This is a genomic window from Streptomyces sp. NPDC008079 (assembly GCF_042957385.1).
In the GTDB taxonomy this organism is placed as follows: domain Bacteria; phylum Actinomycetota; class Actinomycetes; order Streptomycetales; family Streptomycetaceae; genus Actinacidiphila.
The window spans coordinates 1,103,398-1,119,819 of the sequence record NZ_JBIBIC010000001.1; the positions used below are offsets into that span (position 1 = coordinate 1,103,398).

The following is a 16,422-nucleotide window of genomic DNA, read 5'->3' on the forward strand; positions in this document are numbered from 1 at the left end:
GTTTGCGCAGGTGGGGCGAGTGTTAGAGTGCGGTCACTTGCATGGGGGGTACAGCCGGGGGGCTGGGGGGCTTCACCGCAGTGCGCTGACGCGGCCGGACAGGCCGGGGTCCCGCCATGCCGTGTTCTTGATGACCTCAGGAGGAACGGGTGGCACAACGCCCCCGCGCGCACGGTGCTCTCGCCGCGCTCGCCACTTTCGCTCTGGCCGTGTCGTTCGGGGCGGGGACCGGGACGGTGACCACCGCGGCGGCGGCCGACGTACCCGCGGGCGGCGCTCCGACGTCGTTCCAGGCGGCGGTGCCGTGGTCCCCCGACGCCCGGACCGTCTTCGCGGGCGCGTCGGGCGTGCTGCGCAAGTCCCAGGACGGTGAGCACGAGTTCTGGACGCGCTACGCGGACGGCTCGTCCACCGAGGTGCCGCCGGTGGCCAACGACTGGGTCACCGCGAGCCGCGTGTCCATGGGCAGCGACATCCTGACCACACTGAACACGGCGAACGGCGGCAAGCGCCTGCTGCTGCGGGACATGGCCGACGGCGGCACATCGGAGATCGCCATCCCGGCCGGGCAGAATTTCCGGGCGATGGCGGGCAGCGCCGCACTCACCGATTCGGGCGACCGTACGGCGGGGACCTGGCGACTGCACATCCTGCGCGCGGGCGAGCGAGCGGGGGACGCCACGACCGACACCGCGGTGGCCCTGCCGGACGATGTCAACGTCTTCAGCGTGGACGGCGGCGACGACCGGGGCGCGGTGCTCACCTACCGCATGCCGTCGGGCGCGCTCCACATCGGCTACGTCGATCTGGCCGCCGCCGCCTTCCACGCCCTCGGCGACGCTCAGACCGGCACCGCCCACCCCATGCTCCTGCTCACGCCCAACAGGCTTGCCTGGTACTACGGTTCCACGATCCGGTCCGTCGGCCGGGACGACCTCGGCGGCCCGCGGACGACCGCCACGCTTCCCGCCCAGGCGCAGTCGACGCGGCGGTCCGTGAGCCTGGTCGGCGACTCCGCCCTGGTCTCCGACGCCCCGACCGCGACCGCGACGCCGACCGACACCCTCACGCCGTGGGGCGTTCCGGTCGTGGCCGTACCGCTTGCAGGCGGCGCGCCGGTGACCGTACTGCCGCGCTCCACCGGCCGCCTGCTCGCCACCGGCGACGGGCGGGCGCTCGTCGAGGGCGGCGCGGACGCCGCCGACTGGGCGGTACGGGTGCTCGCGGCCGACGGTGGGCCGATCGGCGCGGGCGTTCCCGTCCTGCCCATGAGCCCCGCCGCGGTACGGGTCGACGGCATGACGATGGACCGCGGTGTGGTGCGGTACGCCACGGCCGCCGCCCGCTACGACGGCTCGCTCGGCCGGAATCTCTACAGCCAGGAACTCGGCCTCGCCGATGGCCTGCCCACCGGCCCGGCGGTCCCGAAGGGCGCCGTCGCCGCAACCGCCGTCCCCTGCGAGCCCGGCTCGTCCTGCGTCCGGCTCTTCGGCGGCAGTCAGCAACTCAGCTATCTCTCCACCGGTCCCGTCACGGACGGCGGCTACGACACGATCGGCCCGCGTACGACCCCCGGCAAGGGCGGCCGACTGGTCGACGCCTGGGGCCCTTACGTCGCGTACGCCAGCGGCACTCCCGCGCGGCTCTACGTCTTCGACAACAACAGCTCGAACCACACACCGGTCGACCAGCCGCTTTCCGCCGCCACTGTGCGCGGCGACATCCTGTGGCGGCCCACTGCCGCCAAGGGCGTGCTGACCGCCGATGTGATCCGCGAGTTCGGACACGGCCCGAAGCGGACCGTGGTGACCAACGCCCCTTGCGTTCCGACGGAGTTGCAGAGCGCCGGACGCTGGCTGTACTGGTCCTGCGGCCCGACCGGCCCGGCGGGTGCGTACGACCTGACCGCCAACAAGAACGTCGCGCTCCCGAGCGGCACCGCGCTGCTGGGCGACGGCTACCTGGTGCGCCACATCGGCGACCACCTGGTGCTGAACGACTTCCACGGCGGTACGGCCGCCGGCCCCGACCGGACGATCGCCGACCTTCCGGCGGCCTCGCTCACCGACGACCGCGGCTGGCACTGGACGGTCGACCGGTTCGGCGGCGGCGTGGCCTGGGCGGACGGCGCGGGCACCTTCCACGTCCTCGGGACCGGGGTGCCCGGCTCTCCGCTGGAGAACGTCGGGGCGGGGGGAGCGTGGTACCCGAGCAGGCCGGTCGGCTCGTGGAAGGTCGACTACATACGGAAGGTGACCGGCGCGCGGGTCGCCACCCGCAGCTTCGGGGCGGTACGGGAGTACTACCTCGCGGCGAACTGGGACGAGCGGACCGACGCCGGCGTCCCCGTGCCCGACGGGCTGTACCGCAGCGAGGTGACCGCGAGGCCCGCCGACGGTCAGGGCCCCGGCCTGGCCTTCGACGGGGGAACGCAGTTCGCCCAGCACGGCGCGCCCGTGCCGCACGACTACACCAAGGACGGCTTCCCCGACCTCTTCCTGACGGGCGTCGAAGCGAACCTCGACACCGTCTTCCGGGGCACGGAGAAGGGCGACTTCACGCCGTACCCGCTGCGCATCGCGGGCTGGGGCAAGGGCTCGCTGCTCGTCCCGACCGGTGACGCCGACGGAGACGGGATCAACGACCTGCTGATCCGTACCACCTCCGGTGAACTGCGCCGCCTCCCGGGCCGCTCGGACGGGACCCTTCCCGACATCTCGGGTCCGTCCGTCCTGATCGGTCCCGGCTGGAACATCTACAACGCGATCGTCTCGCCGGGCGACCTGAACCGGGACGGCTTCCCCGACGCGGTGGCCCGGGACGCCGCGGGCGTGCTGTGGCGGTACGACGGCACGTCACGCGGGACCTTCGCCCCGCGGGTCAGGATCGGTCCCGGCTGGAACATCTTCAACAAGATCGTCGGAGCCAACGACCTCAACGGCGACGGCGCGGCGGACCTTCTCGCCCGTGACACCGCGGGCGTGCTGTGGCGCTACGACGGCTCCGGCCGCGGCACCTTCGCGCCGCGCGTGCGGATCGGCGCCGGCTGGCAGATCTACAAGGACATCGTCGGCATCGGCGACCTCTCCCAGGACGGCCGCAACGATGTCCTCGCCGCCGACGCCTCCGGCGTTCTGTACCGCTACGACGGCAGCGGCAAGGGGACGTTCGCGCCGCGGAAGAGCCTCGGGGGGTCGTGGAGCATGGTGAAGGCCCTGTACTAGACGACGCGTGCATGTCATGCCCTGGGTGCGGGAAGCCTGGGGCATGACACCTGAGGACGTCCCTCTCTCCGCCTCTTCCGTACCCCCGGATTCCGCTCCCGTCTCCTCCTCCGTCTCCTCGTCCGTTTCCTCGTCCGTTTCCTCGTCCGTGTCGGACGAGGAGCGGCTCGCGCAGCTCGGCTACACGCAGAATCTGGCGCGCCGGATGTCGGCGTTCTCGAACTACGCGGTCTCGTTCACGATCATCTCGGTGCTGTCCGGCTGTCTGACGCTGTACCTGTTCGGGATGAACACCGGCGGCCCGGCCCTGATCACCTGGGGCTGGGTCGGGGTCGGCCTGATGACGCTGGTCGTCGGGCTGGCGATGGCTGAGATCTGTTCGGCGTACCCGACGTCCGCGGGCCTGTACTTCTGGGCGCACCGGCTGGCCCCGGAGCGCAGCGCCGCCGCGTGGGCGTGGTTCACCGGCTGGTTCAACGTCCTCGGCCAGGTCGCCGTCACCGCGGGCATCGACTTCGGCGCGGCGTCGTTCCTGGGCGCGTATCTGAACCTCCAGTTCGACTTCCGCGTCAGCCCCGGCCGGACGATCCTGCTCTACGCCGCGATCCTGCTCCTGCACGGCCTGCTCAACACCTTCGGCGTACGGATCGTCGCCGTCCTGAACAACGTCAGCGTGTGGTGGCACGTGCTCGGCGTCGGCCTGATCGTCGGCGCGCTCGCCTTCGTGCCCGACCACCACCGCTCGGCGAGCTTCGTGTTCACGCACTACGTGAACAACACCGGCTTCGGCAGCGGCATTTACGTGGTGCTGATCGGCCTGCTGATGGCGCAGTACACCTTCACCGGGTACGACGCCTCCGCGCACATGACCGAGGAGACGCACGACGCCGCCACCGCCGGTCCGCGCGGCATCGTCCGTTCCATCTGGACGTCCTGGATCGCGGGCTTCGTTCTGCTGCTCGGCTTCACCTTCGCGATCCAGTCGTACGACGCCGAGTTGGGCTCACCGACCGGCGCGCCGCCCGCGCAGATCCTGCTCGACGCGCTCGGCGCGACCAGCGGCAAACTCCTGCTGCTCGTCGTCATCGGCGCCCAGCTCTTCTGCGGCATGGCGTCCGTGACCGCCAACAGCCGTATGATCTACGCCTTTTCACGCGACGGCGCGCTGCCCTACTCGCGCGTCTGGCGCACCGTCAGCCCGCGCACCCGTACCCCCGTCGCCGCCGTCTGGCTCGCCGCGGCCGGCGCGCTCTGCCTCGGCCTGCCGTACCTCATCAACGCCACCGCCTACGCCGCCGTCACCTCGATCGCCGTCATCGGCCTCTACATCGCCTACGTCATCCCCACCCTGCTCCGCCTCCGCAAAGGCCCCGCCTTCGAGCCCGGCCCCTGGCACCTCGGCCGCTGGTCCCGCCCCATCGGCGTCGTCGCCGTCGCCTGGGTCGCCCTCATCACCGTCCTCTTCATGCTCCCCCAGCTCTCTCCCATCACCTGGAAGACCTTCAACTACGCCCCCATCGCCGTCCTCGCCGTCCTCGGCTTCGCCACCACCTGGTGGCTCGTCTCCGCCCGCCACTGGTTCCTCCGCCGCCCCACGGACACCCCCCAGCCCTAGGGCCTGTCCGGCGCCAGCCGCCGCCTGGACCGCCCATGATCCGCCGGACAGGCCCTAACCGGTTCGGCCTCCCCCGCAGGTCCCAGCTATGCTGCGGGGAGCGGGCCCTTAGCTCAATTGGCAGAGCAGTGGACTTTTAATCCATTGGTTGTGGGTTCAAGTCCCACAGGGCCTACGGGGTCAGGTCTCGTGACGAGGCGCTGACCTGCGGTTATGGTGCCCCGGTCGTCTGATGGCGGCCGGGGCACCGGCGTGCGGGGGCCGTGCGTGAGCGGGAGCGCGACGGCGAGGTTGTCGTGGCCGCAGCCACGCGGGGCACTGCCGCGGTGAGGACAGGTGACGGCTGTACCGCACCGCGACGGGTACCTACAGTTCCTGTGGCCGCCGACTGCGCGGCCAGGCGTCTACAGCCTGCTCAGGTCGGTGTCGCTGCCGCCATTTGCGCGCGGCCTCTTCGTTGAATCCGTGGGACCGGAGGACATCGAGGGCGGCTGCTCGCACGGGCCGCGCGTCGTCTGCCCGGTTAAGGCGGGCCTTCATGCGTGTCACCACGTCGTCGAGTTCGTACTCGTAGCGGCCGTTGACCTTCTGAGCGAACAGCGGCAATAGCTTGTAGTAGCGACGTTCGCTGATACCGACCTGCGTCCAGGGGTACCGTTCCGGAGCCTCCCCTTTCCTTCGCAAACCTCCTCCATGCTCGATCAACGGGCGTTGAACTTGCTCTGTCCGGATGCGCGCGACGAATGCCCCGTCTGCGCTGTCCCTGGAGCCGACGATGGGATCGGGGACGTCCACAAAGGGCAATCCGGCCGCGCACAGCGAAAGGCTCCGGCCGTTCGGCGGGGGCGACGTGGGCTGGGCCCGGCGTCACGCCTGGGCGCGGACCAGGAGCGTACCGATGTGGTCGGGTTCGGGGGCGTCGAGGACGCGGGCTTGGGCATCGGTGAAACCGGCCCGGGCCAGCAGGCGTTCCCATACGGGCGGGCGGTAGCTGTAGCGGTAGGTGAACATGGCCTTCCCCGCGAAGCCACCCTTGTACATGCCCTGTGGGCCGTAGGCGCCCGGGATCGCGGGTGGCTGGGAGAAGACGAAGGTCCCGCCGGGATTGAGCCGGCGGCGGACGAGCGGGAAGAGCTTCGACGGGTCGGCGAACCAGGCCGCGCCGAAGATCGAGTACACCGCGTCGTAGGTCTCCGCGGTGGAGCCGAGGTAATCCAGCACTTCGGCGCAGTGGAACTGCGCTCCCGACGGGGCCCAGCGCTCAGAGATCTTCTCGACCATCACCGGAGACAGGTCCACGCCTGTGGCCTTCACGCCGCTCTGCGCCAGGTGCGCGAGCGCGCGTCCGGTGCCGCAGCCGATCTCCAGGACGCTGCCCGGGTCACCCAGGAGCTCAGGGCCGGGTCCGTGACCGGCGTACTGCGTCCAGCGGAAGACCGGCTCGGCTTCGTCCTTGAAGGCAGTGCGGGCGTAGGTGTCCCACAGTTCGGTCTCGGCGACGATGTCGTGTTGCGCAGGCATATCTGTCCTCTGCTTGCCGAAGAAGGCGGCGCCCCGCCCCATGATGCCCGTAGGCACCGGACGGGCGAGGCACCGTTCGGTTCAGTGGCTGTCGGGGACCTTGTTGTCGCACGGCGAGCAGTCCGTGCCGTCGATCGCCCACAGCTCGGTGTCGATCTCGAAGCCGATCGAGGTGAGGAAGTCGGCGGTGCGCAGGCACAGTCCGTCGCTGCGGCGCTCGATGAACGGAGCGTGGTGCTTGTACCGACCGCCGTTGTAGAGATCGCAGAGGGCGAACCAGACAGGCGTGTCGAGGATGAGCTGGTGGACGCCGATGTCGACGAGTTTGCCGACCCCGAGGTGCACCTCGGGGTGCTCGATGCAGGCGAGGGTGTACATGACGGCGTTGCCGAGGATCCGTTCGGCCATGTCGCGGACCATGGTGTGGTCACGCAGCAGGAGGGCGATCTCGCGGTCCCAGAGCGTCATGCCGCTGTCGCGGATATTGACGGTCAGGTGCGCGATGTGCGGCTGGACGGCGTTGAGGAGTTCCCTCGGGTCCCGAGTGCGTGACTCGACACCACTGTCGATCTGCGGGGCTGTGGTCATGATGCTGTCCTCCTGATCTGGGGAATCGATAAGGCTTCTGGTTCGCCCGTGACTGCTGGGGACCCCCTCGGCACCCTGAAGGCGTGACGTCGTGCAGTCCGGGGTCCGGTAACCGATGACGTCCACTGGCGCCGGGGGCTCTCCATGGGCGCTCGCACAGCCGCGCCAACAGGGAGGGGGAAGGGCCGGGGCGCCGAGTGTGCGGGTTATGTGCGGCCCGCCGGACCTGAGGCTGGCGAGCGATGCTGGGCTGACGGTTGGTGGGCGGCCCAGTCCTCGCGGGCGGCGATGAGCGCGGGGCGTACCTTCTCGTCGAGGAAGTTGGCGTGGGCGCGGAGCTTCGCGGCGGCCTCGGCGACTCCCGGCGGGTCCAGGCCGAGGATCCAGCGCCCCACGCAGACCTGGAGGTTGACGACTGGCACTCGGAGGTGCGGGTCCTCGTCGTACGGGTCGCAGTCGATGCTTCCCTCCAGGACGGCGTCCTCCTCGGCTCCGTCCCAGTGGTCCGGCGCGACGATCGGCATCATCAGGCCCTCGAAGAAATTCCGGTGGTTGATGTGTGCGAGGCGGGACGGGAGTTGGTCGGATGGCACCCCAACCTCCGACGGGTCGTCCTCGGCCCACGCGGGCAGGTAACCGGAGGTCGCAGAGCCGTCGGTGGTGGTGATCCTCCACAGCCCCGGCGTGCTCCACGGTTGCGGCTGATGCCGTGACGCCGCCGCGAGGCTGTGGTGGTCATCCGGCCCGACCTCGAACCAGACGACCTTGCCCGCCGGATCAGGACTGCTTCCCCACGCGGCGGACAGGGCCTCCACCAGGATCAGACCCCGCCCGTCCTCGGCGTCCACCGAGCCGTGGCGTGGTCGCGGGCGGGCCGGATCCGAGTCCGTGACCTCGACCCGGACCCGCACGCCGGTCCAGCGCACGGCCACCGCACACGGGGCTCGGCTGTAGTGAATGGCGTTCGTGATCAGTTCCGTCGACAGCAGTTCCAGGTCCTCGTACGCCTCCTCCGCGAACGGCACGCCCCAACTCCGCACCAGCGCAGCGATCTTGCGCCGAGCTTCGGGCACCGCCCCTGGTTCGGTATCGACGCGGAACCCGAGGGTTCGTGTGCGCTCGTCCGCCATCACCTGCGCCACCTCGAGGGAAGTTGGCCGCGGTGACGCGGAAGTACGGTGCTGGGCATGGCTCTTGACCTCTCGGGAGTGCGGTCGGAGCGGAGGCGCCGTTGCGTCACCTGGAGCAACGGAGCACCCTCAGTACACGACTGCGTGCCACACGCAAGAGACTCCAGCGCGTGACCCCAAGTTGGAGTCAGGGGGCGGATACGGGCCGTAGCCTCGGACCAGACCGGTACGGAAGAAGGTGCTCGTGACCGTTGCGGAGCGCGAACCGCGCGAGATCGTCGCGGGACTTCTCGCCGACCGGCGGCTGCTCGCCGCCTGCGCGGAGCGGGACATGGGCACGCTGTTCCGACTGCTCAACCACCGTGGCATCAGCACTCGACGCATCGCCGCGGCCGTCGACATCACCCAAGGCCGACTCTACGACTACATGAACGGCAAGAGCCGGGTCGAGAAGCTGGCCATCTTCGAGCAGATCGCCGACGCCTTCCAGATTCCCGGTCACCTGCTCGGCCTGGCGAAGCGGCCCTGGGAGCCTGCCTCTCCTTCGTCGCCCAACTGTGTGAGCGAGCCCTTTCCGGATGGCGACGACATGGCCGCCATGGACGCCTTCCGCACCGCCGACCGTCAGGCCGGAGGGGGGCGTCTCTACAGTGCCGTGCTCCGGCACTTACGGGACAACATCGGCCCGCGGCTGGTCGATGCCGACGGTACGGCGCAGGTCTTCGCGGTGGCGGCTGTGCTCACGGAGATGGCGGGATGGATGGCCCACGACTCGGGCCAGGACGCTGTGGCCGGGCGCCACTTCACCCGCGCTCTGCCCCTCGCTCACGCCTCCGGTGACACACCGCTCGCGGCCAGCATCGCGGCGAGCACCAGCCATCTCGCCCTCCAGACCGGGGACTCGGCAGCAGCCGTGCACTGGGCGCAGACCGGACTCGACCTGGCGGAAGCCGGGCCGATCGTCCCCACCCTGATCGCTCGCCTCCACGCGATGTCCGCGCGTGCCCTGGCTGCCGCCGGCCAGCCCACTCCGGCGCTGCGGGCGCTCGGCCGCGCCGAGGAAGTTCTCGACAGCGCCTCGGAGGCGGAACGACCCTGGCTCAGTCCCTTCGACGCGGCGGCGCTGGCCCTCGAATCGGCCCTCGTACTGAGCGACCTCGAACGTCACGACGACGCCCGTACGCGCGCCGAACATGCCATCCGCTTGCGGGAGTCGAACCGCGCACGGTCACTCGCCCTGAGCCGGATCACTCTGGCAGGGCTGCACCTGCGGTGCGACGACCTCGAAGCCGCCGTCGCGGTCGGCCACGAGGTGCTCGCCGCTGACCCCAACCTCGGCTCGATCCGCGTGCTCCGCCAGCTCGACGGTCTCCACACGGCGCTCGCCGTCCACCGCAGTCATCCTCCGGTCCGCGCTCTGCTGCAGCGTTTTGACGAAACGCGTCGGGCGAGAATGCTCTTACTCGCCGACATCGTTCCCCCGCCCAGCAAAGGCGCCACCCCATGAGGCCAACCCCCGCCGACCCCGAAGCCTGGAACGCCTACCTCGCCGAAGGCAACGCCACCCAGGCCCGCAAACGCGTTTCCGCGGACGTCCTCCTCCGCGACGAGCAGGGCCGCGTCCTCCTGGTGAAGCCCACCTACAAACCCGGCTGGGACCTCCCGGGCGGCATGGCCGAGGCCAACGAATCCCCCGACGACGCAGCCCGCCGCGAGCTCAAGGAGGAACTCGGCCTCGATGTCACCCTCCACGGCCTCCTCGTCGTCGACTGGGTCCCACCCCACGGCCCCTGGGACGACCAACTCGCCTTCATCTTCGACGGCGGAGTTCTCACCCGGGACCAAATCGCTGAGCTCCGCCCCCACGACGGCGAACTGTCCGACACCGCCTTCGTGTCATTTCCCGAGGCCACACAGCACGTGAGTAGCCGCCTAGCCAGGAGACTTCGAGCAGCGCTGGCGGCCCCGCCCATGCGACGGCCCGAATTGCTTCGCGACGGTGTGGGGGCGGTGGGGCCTTGACTGCGTCTATCGGGGCCAGTAATTCGGAGGCGACTTCGCCGGGTCGGTCAGGTCGAAACGGTGCTTGTTTGCCGGATTGAGGCCCTTGATATGCACTAACCGCTGTGCTTCTGCATCCTCCAGTTCGTGAACTATCAGCGGCATGGCGGCAATCACGGCTCCCATGGCTAGGTCAAGTCCCGCCATTCCCCTGTGGCCGTGACTGAACCGGATATGGTGCATTCCAGACTTCTTGATCGCAGCGACTTCCGACGGAATCTCCAGTTGGCGCCCGTCCTTGGTGAGGAACGCGTGAAAACCTTTGCGTGCGGCGTCGGGCAACAGTGCGAGGTCTTTCTTGCCCGCCCATTTTATCTCGCTGACGTGACGAACCTCGTGATCAGGGAGGAGTCGCCTGAGCATTTCGAGCATCTGCACTGGGACGTTCTCGTCGATGAGAATTCGCATCAGGCGGCGCGTTGACCAGGGCTGTAGCTGTCAACGTAGAGGGCGAACGACATCGCATCGCGTGCCGCTTCTGGTGTTACCCCCGGATAGTATTCGCCGATCTTTTCGGGCGGGACTCCGTCCTCCACCAGTTCTGCCACGGCGTCAAAGGGAACCCGGGTTCCAGTGATGACCGGTTGTCCGCCCTGCGTTTCGGGATCGACGCTGACGTTCTGCTTGGGCTGCAGCAGGTGGGGCACCACCACTCCAGGACGAGGCGCGAACTCTTGCAGAATGTCCGCCATGGTGGCGATGACTCGTTGGCCGGGATGTTTTACGAGGTCCGTCGCATGGTCTTCTCCTACGAGGACGATCGAGTCGCCGTCGGCCACGAGGGAGTAGCTCGAAAGGTGTCCGACCTCGCCGAATTTCTTCAGCGTCGCCAGGGCCTTGCGGATCTTCTGAAGAGACACGTCTTGGCGAAGGTGAGCGAAGGCGCGGAGTGCCAGCACGTCGCGGAACGAGTAAAGGGCCGGCTTGGTGGTCAGCTCTGGACGGAGTATCGGCCCGTTGCCACGGTCCTGGCGCCAGGACCGAAGCTGGCCCATGGTCGCACCGGACAGGGCTGCAGCCATGCGCGTCGAGTAAGCCATGAGGTCACGCCTCCCTTCGGTCCTTCGGCTCAGGTCTACTAGCTCTTCCAAGCATCTCAGCTCAGCCTCACGCGCCGCTACCGAGCAGACGAAGCAGGTGCCTGGTACGCCCGTACGGGTGAAGGGGCGGCCAACTAACGGGCCGCTGGGAGGCACTGCGAGGGCTGGGAAGCTGTGTGCGATGGCGCCGAAAGGCTGGCCAGGCGATCCCCGTGTCATCGTGGTGCTGGGCTCTGGCTCCGATGTTCCCCGCCGTGGGCCAGGTTCAATAGCCCGTGAGCCAGCCGGGACCTGAAGGTTACTTCCGGACCCACGATCTGCTCCGGGTCGCCCGTCGCGTCGAGGTCGCAGCTGCTGAATGCGTGAGCGATGCGTGAGCGGACGTGCACGCATCCGACGCTCGACGCTGGACGCGGCGGCAAGCCGGTGCCTGCTGACCCGCGGGTTTCGGATGGCTGCTTACTGCACCCCACCGCCCGGCATGCCCTGACCAGGACTTTTAATCCATTGGTTGTGGGTTCAAGTCCCACAGGGCCTACAGGGTCAGGTCTCGTGACGAGGCGCTGACCTGCGAATTCACGGTGCCCCGGCCGCTCGAAGCGGCCGGGGCACCGTCGCGTGCGAGCCTGCCTGCCAGCGTCGTCGCGTGCTGCGCCATCGCCCTTTTCCACGGCCTGGCGTCCTGCTCGGACTCGACGGGAAGCCGGTGGAAGGGGATGAGGGACATGGACACGATGTGCGGTTTCTCGGTCACTGGGGGGAATGGCGATACCGCCCCGGTCAGGTAGGGCCGGGGCGGGGAGCGGGCCCCTGTCGGTGAGCTACGGGAGCCGGGCGACGGCGCCGTATCCGGCGGAGAGCGGTCCGGGCGTCGTGGCCGCGTCGGGATGCCAGTCCGGCCACTTGACCAGGCCAGGTTCGACCAGGTCGAGGCCGTCGAAGAAGGCGGCGATCTGTTTCGGGGTCCGCAGGATGTACGGTACGGCCCCGCTGCTGTTGTACGCGTTCTGGGCGGTGACTTGTACGGGGTCGTTGTCGGAGCCGTGGGAGAGCATGAGGTAGCTTCCGGACGGCATCGCGTCTACGAGGCGCCGGACCACGGCGAGGGCTTCGCCGTAGTCGGTGATGTGGCCCATGGCGTCTGAGATGATCAGGCCCGTGGGCTGCCCCGTCGCCCGCGCTGACGACACGGTCCGCCTCCTGCCCAGGTCGATGGTCTGGGCAGCGCGCTCGATCACGGTGTCCGTGTCGCGCATGTCAGCCTCGACGTAGGCGCAGGCCCCTTCCGGCGAGCTGCTGATCATCGACGCGTAATAGCGCACAGCCAGCGGGTCGTGGTCGACGTACACCACTCGCGTGTCGGGCGCGATTCGCTGCGCTGCCTCGTGTGTGTTGTGCGCTGTCGGTAACCCGGCGCCGACGTCCAAAAACTGCCGGATGCCCACCTCGGCGGCGAGGTAGCGGACGCTGCGGATCAGGAACTCCCTCGAGGCGCGGGCGAACGGCTTGATGTCCGGGAACACGTTCTCGTACGCGTCGCCAGCCTGCTGGTCGGCCGGATAGTTGTCCTTCCCGCCCAGCCAGTTGTTCCAGATCCTCGCGCTGTGCGGGACGGTTGTATCGATCTCGGGCACGATGGCGCCTCCTCAAACGGTGGGCGACCCTCACGAATGCGATCTCTCAAGGGGTCGACACCGGGGCGGTGCGGGACTCGGGGCTGTTCTCGGTCAGATGCCCTGACTTCTTGCCGAACGGGATGTTCCGGGGCCAGGGACTGCCGCAGAGGCAGCCCATCAGGTCATCCCTCGTTCAGGAGTTCCGCTGCCGCCTTGGGATCCATCAGCGTCGACCAGGCTTGTTCCGCCGGGAGCAGGGAACGGCTGGGAAGAGCGTATTCGGGGTACCAGTCAGCGGGTTCGCACCCAGGGACGTGGCGGAGGACCACGGCGGTGAGATCCTCGGGGACGGAGCCTGTGATGCGTACCGCCACGTAGGTCTCGTGGCCGTCCTCGGCGCGTACCAGGATGCCGAGGCGGAACGTGGCGAAGTCAGCGGCGTGTTCATGTCCGTCGTGCAGGGACCCGCGGGTGAGTTCGCGGATCGCTGAGGAGAGTTGTCGTACGAGACGTGTGCCCGCTTCGAGCTGATAGCGGTCGTGATCGTCCCTGCCTGGCAGAAGATGGCCTACGTAGGTACCGCCCGGGAGAGGCTGGCGGTGGTCGGTGTTGTAACGAGCGCGGGCCGCTTTGGCGTTGGCCTCCAACGCCGAGTAGAAGTCGTCCATCGAGCCGTCTTCGCGCTGCCCGGCGGCGACGAGCCACGGCAGGTTCAGGTCTTTGTCGGTCCAGACCGCTCCGCGCCACCGCTGGACCTTGACCTTGAAAAGGATCTCGTCGTCAATGGCGCGGATGCGCTCGTGTCCGGTCTTGTCCTCGGCGAAGAGCTCCCGTGCCTTCACGAGAAGGGGGTGATCCAGTTCGTCGAGAGGCTGTCGCGCCGAGGGCAGGGATAACTTCAGATCGTCGCGGAGCGCACGAAGCGTGGGGCGTGCCGGTTGCATGGTCAGTCGTCCTCGCCCACGCCGCCGAGTTCCCTGATCCGCTCGGGCGACAGTCCGGTCACGAGTGAAACGCTCGACTCGACCGATCCGTCGAGCTTGCGCATCTTCTCCACCATGCTGGCCCGAACTTCCTCACGGCGGATCTCCAGATAGGTCCGCACTGCCGCAGCGACCAGGTCCTTCTTGGTCATGCCGAGAAAGTGGGCGCCGTCCGCGATCAGCTCGTCCACCGCCGGATCCACCTTCAAAGGCGCTGTGGTACGAGCCGCCCGACCTCGTGTTTCCTCTTTGATCCCCACGTGTCAGCCTCCTTAGGTACCAGATGGTACTCCTATACCTGCGATTGGGCAGGCGCCTCGCGCGACGATGCGAGAGCGGACAGGCCGGCATCCGCCGATCGCCCCCAGGACGACCTCGGACGCCGCCACAGGGCCGGGCCGCACGGGATTAGGGGTGGAAGAGGGAGAAGGGGATGGGGCCGCGGTGTGGGGGGTGTGGGGGACGTCGCCCCAGGGGCGGGAGGGGGCGGTAGGGGGAGGGTGCGGAGGCGGGACAGGGCGCGGTCGGTGACCTGGGAGACGGCGCGCAGGGCGGCGGTGGTCATGGGGAGGTAGTCGTCCTCGTCGCCCGGGTCGGCGGTGGAGGCGCCCGGGGTGATGCGCATGAGGCGGACGCAGCAGCGGTCCGTGTCGAGGAGGGAGGCGTCCAGGGGCCACGTCGGGGCCGGGGTCACCTGGCGGCCGGAGGCGCGTATCGCGTCGAACAGGACCGTGGAGTCGACGGGGGAAGGGTGCCCCGGGCCCGCTTCGGGACGGGGGCGGGGGCAGGGGGCGTTGGCGGGAATTGGGGGGAAACTGTCGTCGTACGGGAGGCGTCACATGCCAGGCGTTCCGCCGCCCACGGCGCGGTAGCGGATGAACGCCTCGCGTCCGTCGGGCACGAACTCCGGCCCCTGGGCGAGGGATTCGAGTTCGGAAGCGGTCAGCCAGGTGTGCCAGGGGACTTCGTACGGGTCGGGCCGGATCGCCGTGGTGACGACGGTCTCGTGGAGGCCGAGCCAGTAGGGGCTGATGGCCCCGGCGCAGCGGAACTTGAGGACGAAGCGGGGCGCGGCCCGCACGCCCAGCTCCTCCAACAGCTCGCGGGCCGCGGCCTGTTCGTACGACTCGCCGACGTCGGCGGCGCCGCCGAGGAGCCAGTTGTACTGGCCGGGGAAGCGCGAGGAGTCCCGCGGGCGGCGGTGCACAAGGAAGCGCCCGGCCGGGTCGCGGCACACGATGGTGGCGACGCGGTGCAGCCAGCCCTCACGGATCGCCTCCGCCCGGTCTACGACGGCCAGGACGCGGTCCTGCTCGTCGACCCGGTCGACCAGTTCACTCATACGACGTCACGCCTACGCGGTCACGCATGCGACGTCCCCCACCCGGCCCGCGCTCACCGGAGCGTGAAGACGGCCACGTCGTAGCGCTCGTCGACCGGGGCCGGCTCGTCGTACGGCTCGCGGTCCGCCGCCGCGGCCAGTCGGTCGAGGCCGGAGGAGAACTGAGTCGGCGTCAAGAGGGCGAATTTCGACTGGGGTTGGGTCGTCATACGGGCGTGGTAGTCGCGCAGGCTGCGGGTCACGGGCTGGACGAAGGAGCGGATCTCGCGCAAGTCGAAGCCGGCGGCGGTGAATTCGGCCGTGACGTCGTCCTCGGCGGGAAAGCGGAGGGCGTCGGTGGGGCGCAGGGGCGGCCAGTAGTCGTAGACGACGGCGTCCAGGCGCTCCTTGAACGTGGTGCGAACGACGACCGAGCCGCCGGGGCGCAGGACGCGGGCGAGTTCACGGGCGGCGGCGGTGCGGTCGGGGAAGTGGTGGATCACCCGGGAGAGCAGGGCGAGGTCGAAGGCGTCGTCGCCGGCGGGCAGCGCTTCGGCGGTGCCGTGCGCGTACCGCACCGACGGGTGCGGGTGGTGCCGCCGGGCCTCGGACAGCATGGCCTCGGAGGCGTCCACACCCAGGACGCTCGCGCCGTCGATCCACCGGGCCATCGCCGCCGCGAACATCCCGGTCCCCGAGCCGACTTCGAGCACGTCGGGCGCCGGGCGGTCGACGTAGGAGCCGATCAGGCCGACCCACGCGCGCAGGGCGTCATCGGGCATCTCGTTGCCCGACTCGTAGGAGCGGGCGAGCCGTTCGTCGTCGTAAGCACGCTTCATGCGGAACCGTCCTCAGGGTTGGCGGGCAGCGGCGTCGTACGTGGCCTGGCTCTGTTCGATCGCCGGATTGTTGTCGACCGCCCACTCGGCCAGGGCCACGGCGGGGGCGATGAGCGTGCGGCCCCGTGGGGTCAACTCGTACTCGACGCGGGGCGGGACCTCGGCGTAGACGGTGCGGGAGACCAGCCCGTCGCGTTCGAGGTGGCGCAGGGTGCGGGTGAGCATGCGCTGGGAGATGCCGGGGACGCGCTGCTGGAGCTCGGTGAAGCGCAGGCGCTCGCCGTCGAGGGTGGCGACGACCAGCAGCGTCCACTTGTCGCCGACACGGTCGAGGATGCCCCGGATCGCACGGCCGCCGTCGCCGCGGATGAGGCAGGAGTGGCGGTACTTCGACATCGGCGCCCCCCGTCGCGTGGTCACACAGCACAAGCCCACAGCACAAGCCCACAGCACAAGCCCGGAGCACACAGCCCGTCGTACAACA

17 protein-coding genes and 1 tRNA gene are annotated in these 16,422 nt (G+C 69.4%); 5 read left to right on the forward strand and 13 right to left on the reverse strand.

All coding sequences use genetic code 11. The annotated features are described in order from the left end of the window. The first annotated feature begins 149 nt into the window (after positions 1 to 149). From ACFZAM_RS04815 to ACFZAM_RS04825, 3 genes are all read left to right on the forward strand, one after another. On the forward strand, positions 150 to 3,224 hold the full coding sequence (locus tag ACFZAM_RS04815; RefSeq protein WP_391042721.1) for an FG-GAP-like repeat-containing protein: 3,075 nt from the start codon (positions 150 to 152) through the stop codon (positions 3,222 to 3,224). 43 nt (positions 3,225 to 3,267) lie between these two features. Then, positions 3,268 to 4,839: an amino acid permease gene (locus tag ACFZAM_RS04820; RefSeq protein ID WP_391042723.1), complete on the forward strand. Its 1,572-nt coding sequence runs from the start codon at positions 3,268 to 3,270 to the stop codon at positions 4,837 to 4,839. A gap of 102 nt (positions 4,840 to 4,941) precedes the next feature. Next, a tRNA-Lys gene (locus ACFZAM_RS04825) sits at positions 4,942 to 5,014 on the forward strand. Between the two features lie 191 nt (positions 5,015 to 5,205). Here ACFZAM_RS04825 and ACFZAM_RS04830 read toward each other — a convergent pair. The 4 genes from ACFZAM_RS04830 to ACFZAM_RS04845 all read right to left on the reverse strand — a co-directional run bounded on the left by ACFZAM_RS04830 (position 5,206) and on the right by ACFZAM_RS04845 (position 8,021). Then, entirely contained in the window at positions 5,206 to 5,634 is a 429-nt protein-coding gene (locus ACFZAM_RS04830; RefSeq protein ID WP_391042725.1) for a hypothetical protein, read from the reverse strand. Positions 5,635 to 5,706: 72 nt separating this feature from the next. Continuing rightward, positions 5,707 to 6,360, reverse strand: coding sequence for a methyltransferase domain-containing protein (locus tag ACFZAM_RS04835; protein ID WP_391042727.1), 654 nt, complete (start codon positions 6,358 to 6,360; stop codon positions 5,707 to 5,709). An 81-nt stretch (positions 6,361 to 6,441) separates the two neighbouring features. After that, positions 6,442 to 6,948: a hypothetical protein gene (locus ACFZAM_RS04840; RefSeq protein ID WP_391042730.1), complete on the reverse strand. Its 507-nt coding sequence runs from the start codon at positions 6,946 to 6,948 to the stop codon at positions 6,442 to 6,444. 206 nt (positions 6,949 to 7,154) lie between these two features. Then, entirely contained in the window at positions 7,155 to 8,021 is an 867-nt protein-coding gene (locus ACFZAM_RS04845) for a DUF6907 domain-containing protein (protein ID WP_391042732.1), read from the reverse strand. A gap of 301 nt (positions 8,022 to 8,322) precedes the next feature. Here ACFZAM_RS04845 and ACFZAM_RS04850 point away from each other — a divergent pair, with 301 nt between their 5' ends. Both ACFZAM_RS04850 and ACFZAM_RS04855 read left to right on the forward strand, forming a co-directional pair. Continuing rightward, positions 8,323 to 9,585: a helix-turn-helix domain-containing protein gene (locus ACFZAM_RS04850; RefSeq protein ID WP_391042734.1), complete on the forward strand. Its 1,263-nt coding sequence runs from the start codon at positions 8,323 to 8,325 to the stop codon at positions 9,583 to 9,585. Continuing rightward, a complete protein-coding gene (locus ACFZAM_RS04855) occupies positions 9,582 to 10,100 on the forward strand; it encodes an NUDIX domain-containing protein (protein WP_391042736.1) in 519 nt (172 codons plus the stop codon). Before ACFZAM_RS04850 ends, ACFZAM_RS04855 begins: the two co-directional genes overlap by 4 nt. A 6-nt stretch (positions 10,101 to 10,106) precedes the next feature. On the opposite strand, the gene ACFZAM_RS04860 is transcribed toward ACFZAM_RS04855, so the two are convergent. The 9 genes from ACFZAM_RS04860 to ACFZAM_RS04900 all read right to left on the reverse strand — a co-directional run bounded on the left by ACFZAM_RS04860 (position 10,107) and on the right by ACFZAM_RS04900 (position 16,334). Beyond that, entirely contained in the window at positions 10,107 to 10,547 is a 441-nt protein-coding gene (locus ACFZAM_RS04860) for a DUF5615 family PIN-like protein (RefSeq protein WP_391042739.1), read from the reverse strand. Further along, positions 10,547 to 11,179, reverse strand: coding sequence for a DUF433 domain-containing protein (locus ACFZAM_RS04865; RefSeq protein WP_223187486.1), 633 nt, complete (start codon positions 11,177 to 11,179; stop codon positions 10,547 to 10,549). Before ACFZAM_RS04865 ends, ACFZAM_RS04860 begins: the two co-directional genes overlap by 1 nt. Positions 11,180 to 11,714: 535 nt before the next feature. Next, positions 11,715 to 11,933 carry a hypothetical protein gene (locus ACFZAM_RS04870; protein WP_391042741.1) on the reverse strand — a complete coding sequence of 73 codons (219 nt, stop codon included), beginning with the start codon at positions 11,931 to 11,933 and terminating at the stop codon, positions 11,715 to 11,717. 67 nt (positions 11,934 to 12,000) lie between these two features. Continuing rightward, on the reverse strand, positions 12,001 to 12,816 hold the full coding sequence (locus ACFZAM_RS04875) for an SAM-dependent methyltransferase (RefSeq protein ID WP_391043552.1): 816 nt from the start codon (positions 12,814 to 12,816) through the stop codon (positions 12,001 to 12,003). Positions 12,817 to 12,977: 161 nt separating this feature from the next. Beyond that, positions 12,978 to 13,739 (reverse strand): hypothetical protein, encoded by a 762-nt coding sequence (locus ACFZAM_RS04880; RefSeq protein ID WP_391042743.1) that lies wholly within the window; start codon positions 13,737 to 13,739, stop codon positions 12,978 to 12,980. Between the two features lie 2 nt (positions 13,740 to 13,741). After that, on the reverse strand, positions 13,742 to 13,969 hold the full coding sequence (locus tag ACFZAM_RS04885; protein ID WP_391042746.1) for a hypothetical protein: 228 nt from the start codon (positions 13,967 to 13,969) through the stop codon (positions 13,742 to 13,744). A gap of 644 nt (positions 13,970 to 14,613) precedes the next feature. After that, the gene (locus tag ACFZAM_RS04890) at positions 14,614 to 15,120 is read right to left on the reverse strand and encodes an NUDIX domain-containing protein (protein WP_391042749.1); all 507 of its coding nucleotides are present in this window, start codon (positions 15,118 to 15,120) and stop codon (positions 14,614 to 14,616) included. A 53-nt stretch (positions 15,121 to 15,173) separates the two neighbouring features. Beyond that, positions 15,174 to 15,938 (reverse strand): methyltransferase domain-containing protein, encoded by a 765-nt coding sequence (locus tag ACFZAM_RS04895; RefSeq protein ID WP_391042752.1) that lies wholly within the window; start codon positions 15,936 to 15,938, stop codon positions 15,174 to 15,176. A 12-nt stretch (positions 15,939 to 15,950) separates the two neighbouring features. Continuing rightward, positions 15,951 to 16,334 carry a helix-turn-helix domain-containing protein gene (locus ACFZAM_RS04900; protein ID WP_355336221.1) on the reverse strand — a complete coding sequence of 128 codons (384 nt, stop codon included), beginning with the start codon at positions 16,332 to 16,334 and terminating at the stop codon, positions 15,951 to 15,953. Between the last annotated feature and the right edge of the window lie 88 nt (positions 16,335 to 16,422).

What these genes read in the sequence shown, in the direction of transcription:
- ACFZAM_RS04820 (WP_391042723.1), top strand. Translation starts at nt 3,268, where the DNA reads ATGACACCTGAGGACGTCCCTCTCTCCGCCTCTTCCGTACCCCCGGAT.
- ACFZAM_RS04835 (WP_391042727.1), bottom strand. Translation starts at nt 6,360, where the DNA reads ATGCCTGCGCAACACGACATCGTCGCCGAGACCGAACTGTGGGACACC.
- ACFZAM_RS04840 (WP_391042730.1), bottom strand. Translation starts at nt 6,948, where the DNA reads ATGACCACAGCCCCGCAGATCGACAGTGGTGTCGAGTCACGCACTCGG.
- ACFZAM_RS04855 (WP_391042736.1), top strand. Translation starts at nt 9,582, where the DNA reads ATGAGGCCAACCCCCGCCGACCCCGAAGCCTGGAACGCCTACCTCGCC.
- ACFZAM_RS04860 (WP_391042739.1), bottom strand. Translation starts at nt 10,547, where the DNA reads ATGCGAATTCTCATCGACGAGAACGTCCCAGTGCAGATGCTCGAAATG.
- ACFZAM_RS04865 (WP_223187486.1), bottom strand. Translation starts at nt 11,179, where the DNA reads ATGGCTTACTCGACGCGCATGGCTGCAGCCCTGTCCGGTGCGACCATG.
- ACFZAM_RS04880 (WP_391042743.1), bottom strand. Translation starts at nt 13,739, where the DNA reads ATGCAACCGGCACGCCCCACGCTTCGTGCGCTCCGCGACGATCTGAAG.
- ACFZAM_RS04890 (WP_391042749.1), bottom strand. Translation starts at nt 15,120, where the DNA reads ATGAGTGAACTGGTCGACCGGGTCGACGAGCAGGACCGCGTCCTGGCC.
- ACFZAM_RS04895 (WP_391042752.1), bottom strand. Translation starts at nt 15,938, where the DNA reads ATGAAGCGTGCTTACGACGACGAACGGCTCGCCCGCTCCTACGAGTCG.
- ACFZAM_RS04900 (WP_355336221.1), bottom strand. Translation starts at nt 16,334, where the DNA reads ATGTCGAAGTACCGCCACTCCTGCCTCATCCGCGGCGACGGCGGCCGT.